A 13,541-nucleotide genomic window follows, 5' to 3' on the forward strand; every position below is an offset into this window, starting at 1 on the left:
TAAGATGGGCCTTGCTAGAGGCCCTATTTATTTGGAATAACAGATTCTCTATTCCATGATACATTTTCTCTAATTATTTTGGCTGGCTGTCCTGTAGCTATTACATGAGATGGTATCTTACCTGAAACTAAGCTATTTGCTCCAATGATAGAGTCATGACCAATATGTGTTCCCTTTAATATAGTACAACGCGCAGCCAGCCACACATGTGATTCTATATAGATAGGCCTTCCTTGGTTAAGCCATTCCCCAGAGTCAACATTGATTATTTTGTGTGAGTCAGTATTACGTATTTCTATCCCATAAGACAGCATACAGTCTGAGCCAATATTTATTTCGTGAGGTTCGTATGATACTATCGTTGCGCCGGCAATAGTGGAGCAATTACCTATTGTTATTTTACCGCCAACGTTATCAATATGGATTGTAGTGTTGTGTAAATCACATTCCTCGCCAATGTTAATACTGTTGTTATTACCGGTTACTATTATTTTGCATCTGCGCATTTTCGTATTTTTTGATATATTGATAATGTTGTTGTTACCTTTTATTGTCAATTGACATAAGCGCATTCTTCCGAGGCAATAAAAATAATTTCCTCTATGTATCTGAACAATATTTCTATAAAACAGCTGACTAATTGATAGCATTTGATATACCTGATATTAATTTATGCAGCATTAGGGCAGAGTTATCAGCACGATAAATATCTAACTGACCATCCTGTAATGGTAGCCGGGTTGATGGTTGATTCAGGAGATTAGATAAAGCCTGTTTATTTCCTACATCAAAGAGTTCGCCAAGCATGCCACGTTGTAATATTTCACTGGGACCTATGTAGCAATCGCTAGAGATAACGTTACCATTTAAATATAACGCCTCTACTATGACCAAGCCAAAGCCTTCATCTTTAGAGCTCAATACAAATTTTTTGGCATGCTTCATCCATACATATGGATTTTCACACTCCCCAATAAAAATAACATGTTTTTCCAAATTTAATGCTGTTGCTTTCTGCTCAAGATTAACTTTATCTGGGCCATCTCCAATAATTACCAAGTCTTGGTTGCAGCCTTGTTTTCTAGCCAGATAGTAAGCATCTAACAAGGTAGCTATATCTTTGGTTTCTTCATTTAGTCGACATACGGTGAGTATATATTCGCCATTCAATATATTCAGTGTGGACTCTGTTAGCAGTGAGTAGTCAATACTGCTATTTTTTAGGTCTTCGAAATTGAAGGGGTTATATATGACATGGGCCTTATCAATCCATCGAGGAGAAAAACTATGGATCTCAGCATGCATATCTTGGCAAATAGTAATGATTGCATCATATATATTGCAGCGTTCAGCGATATTTTTTTTCCTTCTCATAAGATGCTGGAAACTGGAGTGAAGATATGTTATTTTTTTTTGATTGAAGGATTTTATATATCTATCGAAGTCGCAATCTAAAAAATCGATTATAATATCTGTTTTCTTTAAAAAAAGATGGAGCATGATCCATCTTTTTATGGATTTATATGCTTTAATAATTGGATTCAGGTTATTGTATTCATAGAGACTAAATATCGAATGACAATTCGCATACTCCTCCATCTTGGCCTGTATTTTTGAGGTGGATGGTTTGTTTGTGATAACAGAAATGTCATATAATCCAAGTCTGGATAATGCCTGAACATATGTGAGTAGTACTTTTTCAGCACCTCCCATATCTAGGCTATTAATAAGAAAAGAGATTTTCATTCTTAATTATTCTCGATATGTGAACCATAGTTTCTATTTGGTATAGTTGTATCAAGATGACCCGTGTCCACACAGTTAGGCTCAATGCCATATGTTATAAGCCCACTTCTTTGTATCAATCCGGTAAGATAATCTGCCGGCATTCTTATTGGGTAGGCATGGTTGAGAAGTTTTTTGGCCCCATTGATGGAGAGAATATAAGCAACCGCACCTATAATACATCTCTTAGAATTTTTTGATGGCGATCTGTACCTGACCAAACGGTAGTTGTGTGGTAGTTTATGCGACCATGGCCAGCGTTTGGCTTTTCCATGGAATAGATATAGCATATCAAAATTGGGTCGCTGCATTATAGATGATAGAATATCTGGTACGCATGAAAGAACATAAGCATCATCTTCTAAAATCAGAGCATGATGTATATTATCTGAGATCATCTTTTCATAGATGCGAATATGGCTCATTGCACATCCAACTTCAGATGGGTTCATTTCATGGTTAAAATTCGTGCGGCAATATTTTTGGTCTACCTGAGAGAGTTCAGCCTGGGTTAGCAATGTGCCATCCACGCCAAAGAAAAACTCAAAATCTAGACCAAGTTGCATCATCCTTTTGGTAAGGATGTGCTGGCGTTCTTTATTTCTTTCAAGACTGATAATGTAAATTTTGAGGTTCATATTAGTGGTGGCTCTCATAGGCTATTTGGAAACTATAGCATTTTTCAACTTGATGTTCTAGTATTCCATGTTCTTCTCATATTTATGGAAGGATTATAGTTGAGAATAGAGAGGTTAGGCCTTACTGAATAATCATCGCGGTAAAGATAATGAAGGTTTTTTGGGGGGGGTATTGGTGATAAATTAATATAATGAGTAATAGTAATGGGTAGTTCATTGGATTGGTAGTATTTAAAAAGCTGACAGATTACTATCTGTTATTAATGTCTATAATAAAATCGATTAATTTTATTCCCATAAGTATGAACTTTGGGGCTATAAATAAGCCTTCTATTTCCACAGTGAGCATTGAGTGGTTTGGGAGAGTGCTGCCAATCTGTTCGATATCTTGGTATTCTGCTCCCCTTTATTTTTATTCTGAGGTCTCCATGGGGCTGATTAATGAGCTGCAACTGGCACGCGATGTATTGCGTCGCCGGTTGGGTCGCTGGTTGTTTGACCGGGCGCGCAGTCGCCCAGCTGACGATGGCAGTGGCAAGGTGGTGCTGCTTCGTTGGGATGCCAAGCTGGGTGATGCCATCGTCTCTTCCTGGGTTGCTCGGGAAATTCGCCGAGCACAGCCAGAGCGGGAAGTGTGGGTTGTGGCGACCGGTGCCATGGCGCCGCTATTTCGCGATCATTTGGGTGCTGATCGGGTCATCGAGATACCCAAGCGCCCGGCTTATGGCGAGCTTAAAGCTCTGGCGCACTCTCTTGGGCGGGTCGGATATCTGGTCCATCTTGGCAAGTCACTGAAGATGAAAGATATCTACTTTTTGAATCAGGTCGATGCCTGCCACATTGCTGGCATGGATGATGAGCTGGCTTCCATTGATATCAAGCTTGGCGAACGCACTGCCGGACGCCACTTTGCTGACAAGTTCGCGGCGCTGCTGGATAGCATGGGGATTCACGATCCCGATACCCGATATGTGATCCCTCAAAGTTCCGAGTGGGAGCAAAATCTGGCAGCATGGTGGCCTGCCACGCAGCAGGTGATCGCGTTTAACCCCTATGGCAGTGGCGGTGCCCGCCGTCTGCGGCCGGATATGATTGCCCGCATGCTGGAGCTGATGCTGGCCCATTGTCCGCAAACTCTCTGCCTGTTGTTCCCGCCCGGAATGGAGCAGGAAGTTGCCATATTGCGCGAGAAAGCCAGCGAGCCTGCTCGGGTTCTGCTGTCGCCAGAGACCCCATCGCTTGGCGGACTCTTTACCCAACTGCGTCACTCGGTTGGTCTGGTGTCGGTTGATACCGCCACCGTACATATTGCGGCGGGGTTGGCCTTGCCGATCCTGGGGCTCTATAACCCTGATCTGGGTGGGGGAGATGAAAACTACGCGGAGTGGCACCCCAACACTCAGGATGCGATGACGCTGTTTTCCAAGTCGTTGGCCAGTCAGGATATCAATTCGCTGGATATGAATGAGTTCGAGCAGACCTTCTCCAGATGGGTTGCCTCGTTGGATAACAAGAACCCTAAATAAAAGGAGTCACAGGGATTGAACGAATTGCACAAGAGATACGGGGCCAGTGTGTTGTTTTATCTGGGGCTTGGCGGAGGGCTGCTGCTCTCCTGGTTGTTTTCCGATCACCAACTCCTCACCGGCGACCAGACCCAGATGCTCCACAAGGGTTACCTTGGGGTTTATGAGGGGGTCTGGCTCAGCTATGGCAATGCGGCGAGTGCGGTGGGCAATGTGCCGGGGAGTTTGTCGGCCTGGCTGATTGGCGGGCCGCTGCTGCTGTGGGATTCTCCCTATGCCCCCATGGTGTTGCTGCTGGCGATGCGGTTGGTCGGGTTTCTGCTGTTTGATGCAGTGATCCGTCAGGTGTTTGATGACAGGGTGCGTCTGCTGTTTCTGGTGCTCTGCTGGCTCAACCCCTGGTTCCAGTACGAGAGTCTGCTCTACAACCCCTCTTATCTGTTCCTCTTCTCGGCCATGCACTGTTGGTCGGCCTGGCATATGCGCGAGCGGGCCTCCTTTTGGCACATGATCGTCCACCTGCTGGCCATCGGCATGGCGATGCAACTGCACTACTCCTGGCCGCTGCTGGCGGTAATGTCCACTTATCTGTTCTGGCGCCGCATTCTCAAGGTGAGCTGGAGCGGGGTGGTGGTGGCTGCCCTGTTGATCGGTGCCTCCCTGATCCCTTACGCCATGGAAGTGATGAGCAACAGCCATATTGCCCAGAACGTCGATCCCGAGGCGCGCCAGCGCTATATCGGCTGGGGGCTGGTGCATGTCTATCCGGTGCTGAAATCAGTGCTCTACTGGCTGCGCTACGGCTCCTGGCTGTTTGCCAGCAAGCTGGTCAACGATACCCAGTTCATCTGGCTGGCGGGGCATGAATACCTGCAGATGGCGGCGATTTGGCTGTGGCGGATCGTGATTTACGGCGTGGGCTCGGCGACCGTATTGCTGGCGGCCAAGGCCAACTGGCAGCTGTGGCGTGAACTCAAGCCGCGTCTGCTGCGCAGCGACCGTGCGCCAGTAGATGGCGAGAGCTGGCTCGGCCTCTATGCGCTGGCGGCGGTGCTGGCGGTGCTGGTGAGTGCGGCTCTGTCACCCATCATCTTCAATTACTGGCACCTGATGCTGATCTTCCCCTACGCCTTGTTCCCGATCCTGCTGTTACTGGTGCGTTGGAGCCGTCGTTATCCGCAGTGGGTTGGCAAGGGGCTGCTGGCAGCAACCCTGTTCTGCACCGCGGTCAACCTGATTGCGGCATGCGACAGCACCAAGTTCTCCTATCAGGCGGACTACAAAACCCAGGTGCTGGAGTATCTGCAAGAGATGAAGCTGCAACCCAAGCAGTGAGTCATCCACGGCCAGCTCCCCGAGCTCGGGGGCTGGCTGTCACTATTCGAAACGGTCCATATGGGCGAAGTTTTTGGCTTCGGCAACCCAACCCTCACGCCCCTGTTTGTCCCGAATTTTTACCCACCACTGGTTCTGCGGCGGCGGGCCGTATCTGATCTCTTTGCGCGCATAGTCATAATCGAGGATGTAGGTTTTGCCCTTGTACCAGAACAGGCTATTGCCTTCGCCCAGTCCGCCGAGGATATAAAGCGTTTCCCCTGCCTTCATATTCAACAGTGGCCATTTGCCCTCTTTGCTGTAGCCCAGCTTGACCGATCTGAGTATCTCGACGATCCCCGGTTGTTCGGTAATGACGACCCCGGTCAACCCTTCCACCTGCTGGCCGCGAGGTAGCCGGAACAGCGCTTTGGCAGTCAGGGATGGCTCGGCTCTGACGATCACCTCTTGCTTGGTGGTCCATGTCTTATAGGTGCAGCCTTCAAACGGGCAGCGACCCCAGTCCTAATAGGGCAGGTGCGGCTTTTCATCAGAATTTACGGTCGTGGCAAACAACGACAACAACAGCAAAAACAGTCTCATGAATCTACCTGTCCGGCGGGGTGCTCACCCGCCGGTGTGATGAATGGGGCAGCACTATATCTCAAGAGACCAAAATCCATCAAAGCAGCGGCATTATTGATTTTCACTGCAATAAAACGGGGGCCCATTGGTCATGGGAGTCGGGGAGGGCAAGAGGCCGAAGCGCGGCAGGAGCAGATAGCCCGCTCATTTGCCTTGTGCCATGCTGATGGCTATCAGGGCATCGGGTCGGCACTTATGGGCATCTCTCGTTCGGGCACGCGTTTGGTACTACTGCTATCGGTACTTCTTCTCCCTCTTATGACCATCAGCCAAGCCGTGGCGATCAACGTGCCACTGCGGGGATGTGTTTACCAGCTGGCGCCGCTGGTCACCATCGATCAGCAGGGCAAGGTCTCCGGGCCGGTGATCGACTACTTTCGCCGTCATATCGAACCCGCGATCGGGCGCACCATCGAGTGGCAGGGGCTCAATGTGGCGCGGCTGCTCAGCAACCTCGAGAGCGGCGAGTGCGATCTGACCCCGTTGCTGAGTTACAGTCCCAAGCGTGCTCGTCACTTTCGCTATATCGACCCCCACCTGTTGCTGCTGCGGCCGGTGCTGGTGGTATTGGTGCCATCGCGACTTCACTCGGTCGAACGGCAGGAGGATCTCTACGGCACCACCATCGGCTGGTCGAGTCAGGCGATCGTGCCGCCGCTGTTGCAGCATCCGCAGATCCATATCGACACCCTCTCCCAGCTCAGCTGGGAGCATGGCAACATGCAGAAGTTGCTGCGTGGGCGGATTGATGCCGCGCTCTTCTCCAACGATATTTCCGCCAACCATTTTCGCGCCAAACTTCCTGCCGCGACCCGCCTCATCTACCTGCCGGTCACCTCGCTGCAGGTGCATATCGTGCTGAACAAGTCGTTGGGGGATGGTAATCCCGATCTGGTGCAACATATGCGTCAGATGGTGGAGCGGGTGCCGCTCGCCTCGCTGGTGGAGCCAACCCCGCGGCTGTGGGGGCGTTGAGAGGGGGTTGCGTGCAATAATCTACAAGTCCAAGGCCCGCTTCTGGTGTATCTATAACCCATGAATACTACCGATTCCCTTATCCGCTACTGGCAATCCCCGCACCTGCCGGGGGTCGAGCTGTCACACTCCCACCACAGGGCGTTCAGCTACGGCCGCCATGTCCATCTCGACTACCATATCGGGCTGGTGCAGCGGGGTGGCCAGAAGTTTATCCACAAGGGGAACAGCCACCATCTGGTGCGCGGGGTGCTCTCTACCGTCAACCCGGACGAGGTGCACGACGGCCTCAGCCTGTTGCCGGAAGGGTATGAGGTGCGGGTCTTCGCCATCGATCCGCAGCAGCTGGCGCTCTGGCTGCCGGAGCAGCCGGAACCCTTCTTCGACAAGGGATTGCAGAGCCGGCCCGACCTCTATCAGGGCTTTGCCCAGCTGCATGGCTATCTCGACAACCCCAAGGCTGATGCCCTGCTGATCGAGAGCCAGTTGCTCGCCCTGCTGGGGGAGCTGCTGCATCTGGCCCCCGAGGTACACCAGCTGGCGGATCCCCAGCTGAGATTCCTGCGCGACTACCTGATGGCCGCCCTCGACGAACCCCACTCGCTGGAAGAGCTTGCGGGGTTGCTCGGGCTCGACCGTTTCGCCTTCCTGCGCCAGTTCAAGAAGCGCAGCGGTATGACCCCCTACGCTTGGCTGAAACGGCTGCGGCTGGAGCAGGGCAAGCGGCTGCTGGCGAGCGGGATGGCGGTGAGCGAGGTGGCGCTGGCGGTCGGCTTCTTCGATCAGAGTCACTTCCACCACGGCTTTCGCCAGGCATTCGGTCTGACGCCCGCCGAATTTCGTGCCCAGATGCAATCTTTTACAAGCCGCGCCCCCCGCTGATCCGCCATGCTGGCTCTCCGTCGTTAAAGCGAGAGTTGTTATGCTGACCAGTCTGTTCGTTACCCTCGGCCTGATGCACCTGATTGCACTGGCCAGCCCCGGCCCCGATTTCGCCCTGATCCTGCGCACCAGCCTGCACCGGCCGACCGCTCTTGGTGCGGCGCTGGGCATCTCGCTGGCGATCATGGTGCACGCCACCCTGAGCCTGACCGGGATCAGCATGCTGATCGCCAGCCATCCGCTGCTGTTTATGGTGATCAAGTGCTGCGGCGCCCTCTATTTGGGCTGGTTGGGGTGGGGCGCCCTGATGGCGGCTCGCCAGCAGAGCAGTACCGTGATGGCCAGCACAGCCAACGAGCTGCGCGGCTGGGGCAGGGGCGTACGCACTGGCCTTGCGACCAACCTGCTCAACCCCAAGGCGCTGGTGTTCTTTATCGGTCTGCTGGCCGCCATTGTGACGCCAGAGGTGGATGGAATGACCCGCAGCCTGCTGGTGGGCGAGCTGTTCATCATCTCCCTCTGTTGGTTCGGGCTGCTGGCGTGGAGCCTCTCCACCGATCGTGCCCAGCGCCTGTTACTGCGGGTGCAGCGGCCGCTCAATCTGGTGACCGGCGTGCTGTTTGCGGTGGTCAGCCTCTCCATTCTGGCGAGCATGGGAGCCGAGCTGGTGGCCTGACGAGTGGGCGCATGGGCCTATACTGCAACAAGGTTTACCTGTCAGGAGTGCCCGGCCATGCGTCTACTGCCTCTTTGCTGGTTGTTGGGGATGACCCCGGCGCTGGCGGCCCCGGTTCAGCTCAAATTGCTGGAGTGGGGCTATCTGCCAGCGGGTTATGAACAACAGTTTGCCGACTATGCCAAAGCCCATGGGGTGGAAGCGACGGTCAGCCGGATCGAGCCGCTGCTGACCGATTTCGACAGCGTCTACCGCGCCCTGCGCACTCGCAGCGCCGATGTGGTGCTGCCGACCAGCTACTTCTACAAGGCCCATCACCAGCCGCTGTTCAAGCTGCTGCTCCCCATCGATTTCAGCCGCCTGCAGCACTACGCTGAGGTGAAGCCCGCCCTCAAAAACACCGAGTATGACAAGCAGGGGGAGCGCAACTACTCGGTGCCCTTCTCCTACGCCATGTTCAGCCTTGCCTATGACAGCAAGCATGTACTGCAAGTGCCCGCCAGTTGGCAGGTGCTCGCCAACAGCTCGCAGCCGGGTCAGTTTGCCGAGTTCTGCGACCAGTTCGAACCGCTGCTCTTTTCGGTGCTGCTTTCGCTGGGCAAGTCGCCCGCCCTGTTTGCCAGCGGCGAGATGCTGGCCGACAAGACCTTGCAGCAAGAGGTGGAGCAGCAGCTGTCGAAGCGGCTGCAAGCCAGTCGCGGCTTCTGGTTCAATCAGGCCAACAGCTGTGAGGATCTGCGCCAGCAGACCTTTGCCACCACCTGGGGGCTGGAGCTGGTGGAGTGCAACAAGCAGAACGATCAGCAGTGGCGGATCGCCATGGTGCAGGAGGGGGCCATCTATGCCCTCGATGCGATCTCCATCGCCCGCCATGTCGGGGATGATCCCGCCCGGCTCAAGGCGGCCTACCTGCTGGTGGATTTTCTGCTGAGCGCGCCGCTGCAGCGCCAGATGCTGGTGGGCACGCCCACCATCTCGGCCAGCAATATTGCCTCCCGGCCGCCCCTCAGCCCGCAGGAGCAGGCGGTGCTGCCGGATCGCCCGCTGCCGGAGTTTGACGAGCGGCTGCTGGTGCCCGCGTTGCCCGCCCATATCAAGAATCGCTACAAGCGGATGGTGCAGCAGGCGATCGTCGCCAGCGGCAAAGAGGGGCTGGTCAAGCAGTGCCCCTGGGATCTCGATAACTGATGAATGAGCCTGCCGCTTCTCCGGTGGCAGACAAGTTTGCGCAAGATGGCTGATGATCGGTCATCGCCCGCTCCAAGGCATTCACCCGTTCAACTCACGCTGCTCGCGGGCTCGCATCGTTTGAAAAAACGGAGTGATTACCGCCGCCCCATTTAGCCGGATTAAACAACCGAACCCTCGCCAGATTGCCGTTCGTACCCTGGCTGACCCTGTACAAAAGTGCCTCAATTGTGACAACTTGGATGTGAGCTGAACAATCCTGATCTGTCCCTTGTGGGAAGGTGATGAATAGGTTATTTCTCTGTGACATTGGCGGCATCCGGCACGGGTTCTCCAGCCATGTGGTGTGAAATCCACAGCAAAAACAAACAGTAAAATGCAGGAGCAAATATGAAAAAGGTCGTGATGGTTGCCGTGGCTGCGGCCCTGCTGGGTGGCTGCGCCGTCAAGAATCAGGTATCCCACAGCTTGCAGGCGATCCCGCTGACAGCCTTCCAGCAGAGCGAGAGCAACCCCAATCAGCGTGTCTACAAGGAGCCGGGCGTTGATCTGCGCCAATACAATGAGGTGCTGCTCGATCCGCTGCAGTTTATCCGGCAGGAGAATGGTCAGTGGTATCTGCTGACCGCCAACGAACAGAACCAGATTGGCCGCTACTACCACGACACCTTCCAGCGCGAGCTGATCAAGCAGGGCGTCAAGATTGCCACTGCCCCCGGCCCTAAGGTGATGCGGATCCAGGCTGCCGTCACCAACTTCGACCTGACCCGTCCCGACCCCAAGCTGCGTGACCTGCTGCCAGCCAAGATCGCCATCAATGTAACCCGCGAAGTGATCGGCAAGGAGCCCTACCTGCTCAAGGTGGGCAGCATGGCTCAACTGCTCGACTCCCAAAGCGGCAAGCTGCTGGTGCGGGTGATGGATGCCCGCGAGAGCACGGACACCACCCACAAGGATGAGCCCATCACCGCCGAGGAGATGGAGAAGATGATCGACCAGTGGGCGGCCAATCGCGCCAAACAGCTGGCAGACAATCTGGGCCGCTGACGGTTTATCGCGTCTGAACGGGGCGCAGCCGGAGCCTTTTTGGCTGCATTAATGGCAAGATATTGATAAGGTGGTCATTTTTAAGGCAGGAGAAAATGATATGAAACGTGTGCTGTTACCCATCCTTGTTGCTGGCCTGTTGAGTGCCTGCAGCACCACATCATCCACGCCGGAGTGTGTGCCGATGGCGGGAGGCTGGCAGAGTCAGCCATTGCCCAATGCTGAAGGAGAGGCCGCGCTGGCCAGCGTGCTGGCTCGCATGAATACGGCCGCCAAACTGCAGAGCATCCGCGAGGTGCGCAGCCAGGTGGTCTCCGGGGTCAACTACGACATCGAGTTCCAGCTCGACAACGGTGAGGTGTGGAACACCCGTGTCTATCGGGATCTGAAAGGGAACTACCAGATGACCCGCACGGCTGCACAGGGCGAGCTTCCCCCCTGCCTTGCGTCAAGGCCAAGTAACCCCCGCTTATTGTGCCCCTCGCCAGAGGGGCTCATCAGACCAGAAAATTTCTGCTTTTCTCCCCGCATTCTGGCCGTCAGGATGACCCTTCCCGTGACTGCATCCTCATAGAAAAGGAACCGCTATGAATCGCCACCCCTGCATCAAACACTGGCGCGAGCTGCAAGAGCAGACGCCGCGCTACTACTCCGGCAGTCAGGAGCCCCTTTCCCGCGGCTGCGCCCTCGGCAAACACTTCGGCTTTAGCCGCATCGGCATTCACCACGAGATTGTCGAACCCGGCCACCGTACCAGCTGGCCCCATGCCGAAAAGACAGAGGATGAGTTTGTCCACGTACTGGAAGGAACGCCGGATGTCTGGCTCGACGGCGTGCTCTATCGGCTGCAACCGGAGGATTCGGTGGGTTTCAAGGCCGGTGACGGGCTGGCCCACGCCTTTATCAACAACACCGAAGCGATCGTCCGGCTGCTCTGCATCGGCGATACCGATCGGGAGGACAACCGCATCCACTACGCCGTTCACCCCGAGCGCAATATCACCCTCGGCAAGCTGCACTGGGATGACGTGCCCGAGCGCGAGCTGGGGGATCACGACGGCCTGCCCGACAAGCTGCGCGAGAACAACGGCCCCTTCTAGGGCGCAGCTCTTCTGCGCACCAGCTCAGCGCCACCCGATATCAAAAAGCCTGCCGCGTGGCAGGCTTTTGCTATCTCTTGGCCACCTGTGGCGAGCGGCGCTTATTGCAGGTTGAGCCCGCCCAGATAGTCGCGCTTGCCGAGATCGACCCCGGCGCGGCGCAACAGGGCGTAGGCCATGGTGAGGTGGAAGTAGAAGTTGGGAATGCCGTACTCATGGACGCAGGTATGGCCATCCATCCCCTTGCCGCCAGCCCAGTGGGGCACATAACGGCCGCTGGCATACTGGCTGTAGTCCGCGTCCAGCTTGCCTTGCAGATAGCTGATGGTCTTGCCGATATGGGCGCGCAGATCGGCGATGGTTTTGGGCTCATCGCCCATGGCTGGCAGCTCGCTGTGGCTGGCGGTGGCAACCACGCTGCGGGCCGAATCGCAGCAGATCAGCACCTGCTTGCAGAACGGCAGCATATCGACGATCAGCCGATCGCCGAAGAAGTTATCCACGTTGAACTGCTTTGCCGCGGCGTGGGCCTCGCCCTTGGCCAGACAGTGATCCAGATTGGTCAGCATTTTGATGAACTGGGCGGTGATATCGCGATTCATGAGCACTCTCCATCTTGTTGAAACAGCGGCCCGCGTGCGCGGCCACGGTGAATGAGACTGGCTAATCGGCCACCAATATACCCCAACCGCCGCCGGGTTCGAGCCTGCCGCGACGAAAAGGGCAGGGGAGGCGCTACTTCGCGCGACAGCCGTTGGCCAAGGGGCCATGCTCGCTTTTTCGCCCTGCGAGTCCCTTATCGCCCCTTTTTTGATCTGTGACATAAATCACCTTTTTTCAGGGGCGTAGGCTGAATGCCGTTGTCCTGGACAGACGCCTGCGTATTCGCCAGGACACAAGAATAGGAGAATGAAATGAAGATCTATGACCGTAACCGCAATGTGCTGAATCAGGGTCAGCGCGTCATGATTGCCGCCACCGGCGCTGTCGACTTCCTGAAAGAGGCCCACACCGACAATATGACCCCCTATCAGGCGGAGCATGAGAAGTGCGTGCTGCTGGCAAACTCCGGTGAGCGCTACGCCCCCATCGAGTTGATTAGACTAGGCTGATCCCTTTCCCTGTCACCCTACTCTTTACAATTCACCCGGCCGCCGCGCCTGACGGCCGGGTTTCTGATCTATCCCACCAAATGCCGAAAAATTGAACCGGGTCACACCCCGACCGATTTGAGCGATTGTCAGTCAGCGCAGGCTCATGCGAACCTTTAAACCCCGTTAACTCACTAAAAAATAACGACTATGTTCAGGCAAATAATGATGGGCGCCGCCCTGCTGTCGGCGGCGCTGCTTTCCGGTTGTGCTTCCGTACCCATGGCCGCTGCCACTGCAGACGCGCAGGCCAAGCAGTTTGTGGCGCCCAAGGATGCGGCCAACCTCTATATCTATCGCAACGAGACCTTCGGCACGGCCGTGAAAATGCCGGTGCTGGTGGATGGTTCTGCCGTAGGCGACACCGTGGCCCACAGCTATATCCTCAAGCAGGTGACGCCGGGCAGCCACACCATCACCTCCAAGTCGGAGAACGATGCCACCCTGACCCTCAGCACCGAGGCGGGTAAAAACTACTACGTCTGGCAGGAGGTCAAGATGGGCCTGCTGATGGCCCGCTCCAAGCTGAGTCAGGTCAGTGAGGAGGAAGGCAAGCAAGGGGTGATGGAGAGCAAATTGGTTAAGTAATCAGATATCTTCGTTGTACAAACAGG

The 13,541-nt window shown here is 54.8% G+C and carries 16 protein-coding genes; 11 read left to right on the top strand and 5 right to left on the bottom strand.

From position 1 onward, the window contains the following. Nucleotides 1-23: 23 nt before the first annotated feature. Genes ACTG1P_RS13770 through ACTG1P_RS13780 form a run of 3 tightly spaced genes read right to left on the bottom strand, consistent with a single transcriptional unit; the run spans nt 24 to nt 2,423 of the window. Entirely contained in the window at nt 24-650 is a 627-nt protein-coding gene (locus ACTG1P_RS13770) for an acyltransferase (RefSeq protein WP_440001497.1), read from the bottom strand. Next, a complete protein-coding gene (locus ACTG1P_RS13775; RefSeq protein WP_440001498.1) occupies nt 637-1,746 on the bottom strand; it encodes a glycosyltransferase in 1,110 nt (369 codons plus the stop codon). The genes ACTG1P_RS13770 and ACTG1P_RS13775 overlap by 14 nt, the downstream gene beginning before the upstream one ends. A 2-nt stretch (nt 1,747-1,748) precedes the next feature. Next, nucleotides 1,749-2,423, bottom strand: coding sequence for a glycosyltransferase family 25 protein (locus ACTG1P_RS13780; protein WP_440001499.1), 675 nt, complete (start codon nt 2,421-2,423; stop codon nt 1,749-1,751). 428 nt (nt 2,424-2,851) lie between these two features. Here ACTG1P_RS13780 and ACTG1P_RS13785 point away from each other — a divergent pair, with 428 nt between their 5' ends. Together ACTG1P_RS13785 and ACTG1P_RS13790 are read left to right on the top strand one after the other, a co-directional pair. Further along, complete coding sequence (locus ACTG1P_RS13785; RefSeq protein WP_440001500.1) at nt 2,852-3,949, top strand: glycosyltransferase family 9 protein; 1,098 nt, start codon at nt 2,852-2,854, stop codon at nt 3,947-3,949. 135 nt (nt 3,950-4,084) lie between these two features. Further along, nucleotides 4,085-5,284 (top strand): 3-deoxy-D-manno-octulosonic acid transferase, encoded by a 1,200-nt coding sequence (locus ACTG1P_RS13790; protein ID WP_440002307.1) that lies wholly within the window; start codon nt 4,085-4,087, stop codon nt 5,282-5,284. 42 nt (nt 5,285-5,326) lie between these two features. On the opposite strand, the gene ACTG1P_RS13795 is transcribed toward ACTG1P_RS13790, so the two are convergent. Then, nucleotides 5,327-5,728, bottom strand: coding sequence for a hypothetical protein (locus ACTG1P_RS13795; protein WP_440001501.1), 402 nt, complete (start codon nt 5,726-5,728; stop codon nt 5,327-5,329). 438 nt (nt 5,729-6,166) lie between these two features. Between ACTG1P_RS13795 and ACTG1P_RS13800 the strand changes: the two genes are divergently transcribed. The 7 genes from ACTG1P_RS13800 to ACTG1P_RS13830 all read left to right on the top strand — a co-directional run bounded on the left by ACTG1P_RS13800 (nt 6,167) and on the right by ACTG1P_RS13830 (nt 11,776). Continuing rightward, nucleotides 6,167-6,883, top strand: coding sequence for a substrate-binding periplasmic protein (locus tag ACTG1P_RS13800; protein WP_440001502.1), 717 nt, complete (start codon nt 6,167-6,169; stop codon nt 6,881-6,883). A gap of 60 nt (nt 6,884-6,943) precedes the next feature. Next, entirely contained in the window at nt 6,944-7,765 is an 822-nt protein-coding gene (locus ACTG1P_RS13805; protein ID WP_440001503.1) for an AraC family transcriptional regulator, read from the top strand. A 40-nt stretch (nt 7,766-7,805) separates the two neighbouring features. Next, nucleotides 7,806-8,441 (top strand): LysE family translocator, encoded by a 636-nt coding sequence (locus ACTG1P_RS13810; RefSeq protein ID WP_440001504.1) that lies wholly within the window; start codon nt 7,806-7,808, stop codon nt 8,439-8,441. A gap of 57 nt (nt 8,442-8,498) precedes the next feature. Beyond that, nucleotides 8,499-9,629 (top strand): ABC transporter substrate-binding protein, encoded by a 1,131-nt coding sequence (locus ACTG1P_RS13815; protein WP_440001505.1) that lies wholly within the window; start codon nt 8,499-8,501, stop codon nt 9,627-9,629. 390 nt (nt 9,630-10,019) lie between these two features. Further along, nucleotides 10,020-10,676: a DUF3313 domain-containing protein gene (locus ACTG1P_RS13820; RefSeq protein ID WP_440001506.1), complete on the top strand. Its 657-nt coding sequence runs from the start codon at nt 10,020-10,022 to the stop codon at nt 10,674-10,676. A 100-nt stretch (nt 10,677-10,776) separates the two neighbouring features. After that, nucleotides 10,777-11,250, top strand: a complete 474-nt coding sequence (locus ACTG1P_RS13825; protein ID WP_440001507.1) for a cystatin domain-containing protein — start codon at nt 10,777-10,779, stop codon at nt 11,248-11,250. 13 nt (nt 11,251-11,263) lie between these two features. Further along, nucleotides 11,264-11,776: a cupin domain-containing protein gene (locus tag ACTG1P_RS13830; RefSeq protein ID WP_440001508.1), complete on the top strand. Its 513-nt coding sequence runs from the start codon at nt 11,264-11,266 to the stop codon at nt 11,774-11,776. 101 nt (nt 11,777-11,877) lie between these two features. Here ACTG1P_RS13830 and ACTG1P_RS13835 read toward each other — a convergent pair whose 3' ends face one another. Then, nucleotides 11,878-12,378: a DUF1993 domain-containing protein gene (locus ACTG1P_RS13835; protein ID WP_278170820.1), complete on the bottom strand. Its 501-nt coding sequence runs from the start codon at nt 12,376-12,378 to the stop codon at nt 11,878-11,880. 312 nt (nt 12,379-12,690) lie between these two features. Here ACTG1P_RS13835 and ydfZ point away from each other — a divergent pair, with 312 nt between their 5' ends. Both ydfZ and ACTG1P_RS13845 read left to right on the top strand, forming a co-directional pair. Beyond that, nucleotides 12,691-12,888, top strand: coding sequence for a putative selenium delivery protein YdfZ (gene ydfZ, locus ACTG1P_RS13840; RefSeq protein ID WP_005357022.1), 198 nt, complete (start codon nt 12,691-12,693; stop codon nt 12,886-12,888). Between the two features lie 189 nt (nt 12,889-13,077). Then, nucleotides 13,078-13,515, top strand: coding sequence for a DUF2846 domain-containing protein (locus ACTG1P_RS13845; protein WP_440001509.1), 438 nt, complete (start codon nt 13,078-13,080; stop codon nt 13,513-13,515). Nucleotides 13,516-13,541: the final 26 nt, after the last annotated feature.

The sequence above is a fragment of the Aeromonas sp. 11P genome (assembly GCF_051920165.1).
GTDB classification, from domain to species: Bacteria; Pseudomonadota; Gammaproteobacteria; order Enterobacterales; family Aeromonadaceae; genus Aeromonas; species Aeromonas veronii.

Excerpts from the sequence above, each read along its gene's own strand:
- ACTG1P_RS13770 (WP_440001497.1), bottom strand. The coding sequence starts at position 650 with ATGCTATCAATTAGTCAGCTGTTTTATAGAAATATTGTTCAGATACAT.
- ACTG1P_RS13775 (WP_440001498.1), bottom strand. The coding sequence starts at position 1,746 with ATGAAAATCTCTTTTCTTATTAATAGCCTAGATATGGGAGGTGCTGAA.
- ACTG1P_RS13780 (WP_440001499.1), bottom strand. The coding sequence starts at position 2,423 with ATGAACCTCAAAATTTACATTATCAGTCTTGAAAGAAATAAAGAACGC.
- ACTG1P_RS13785 (WP_440001500.1), top strand. The coding sequence starts at position 2,852 with ATGGGGCTGATTAATGAGCTGCAACTGGCACGCGATGTATTGCGTCGC.
- ACTG1P_RS13790 (WP_440002307.1), top strand. The coding sequence starts at position 4,085 with ATGCTCCACAAGGGTTACCTTGGGGTTTATGAGGGGGTCTGGCTCAGC.
- ACTG1P_RS13800 (WP_440001502.1), top strand. The coding sequence starts at position 6,167 with ATGACCATCAGCCAAGCCGTGGCGATCAACGTGCCACTGCGGGGATGT.
- ACTG1P_RS13805 (WP_440001503.1), top strand. The coding sequence starts at position 6,944 with ATGAATACTACCGATTCCCTTATCCGCTACTGGCAATCCCCGCACCTG.
- ACTG1P_RS13810 (WP_440001504.1), top strand. The coding sequence starts at position 7,806 with ATGCTGACCAGTCTGTTCGTTACCCTCGGCCTGATGCACCTGATTGCA.
- ACTG1P_RS13815 (WP_440001505.1), top strand. The coding sequence starts at position 8,499 with ATGCGTCTACTGCCTCTTTGCTGGTTGTTGGGGATGACCCCGGCGCTG.
- ACTG1P_RS13820 (WP_440001506.1), top strand. The coding sequence starts at position 10,020 with ATGAAAAAGGTCGTGATGGTTGCCGTGGCTGCGGCCCTGCTGGGTGGC.
- ACTG1P_RS13825 (WP_440001507.1), top strand. The coding sequence starts at position 10,777 with ATGAAACGTGTGCTGTTACCCATCCTTGTTGCTGGCCTGTTGAGTGCC.
- ACTG1P_RS13830 (WP_440001508.1), top strand. The coding sequence starts at position 11,264 with ATGAATCGCCACCCCTGCATCAAACACTGGCGCGAGCTGCAAGAGCAG.
- ACTG1P_RS13835 (WP_278170820.1), bottom strand. The coding sequence starts at position 12,378 with ATGAATCGCGATATCACCGCCCAGTTCATCAAAATGCTGACCAATCTG.
- ydfZ (WP_005357022.1), top strand. The coding sequence starts at position 12,691 with ATGAAGATCTATGACCGTAACCGCAATGTGCTGAATCAGGGTCAGCGC.
- ACTG1P_RS13845 (WP_440001509.1), top strand. The coding sequence starts at position 13,078 with ATGTTCAGGCAAATAATGATGGGCGCCGCCCTGCTGTCGGCGGCGCTG.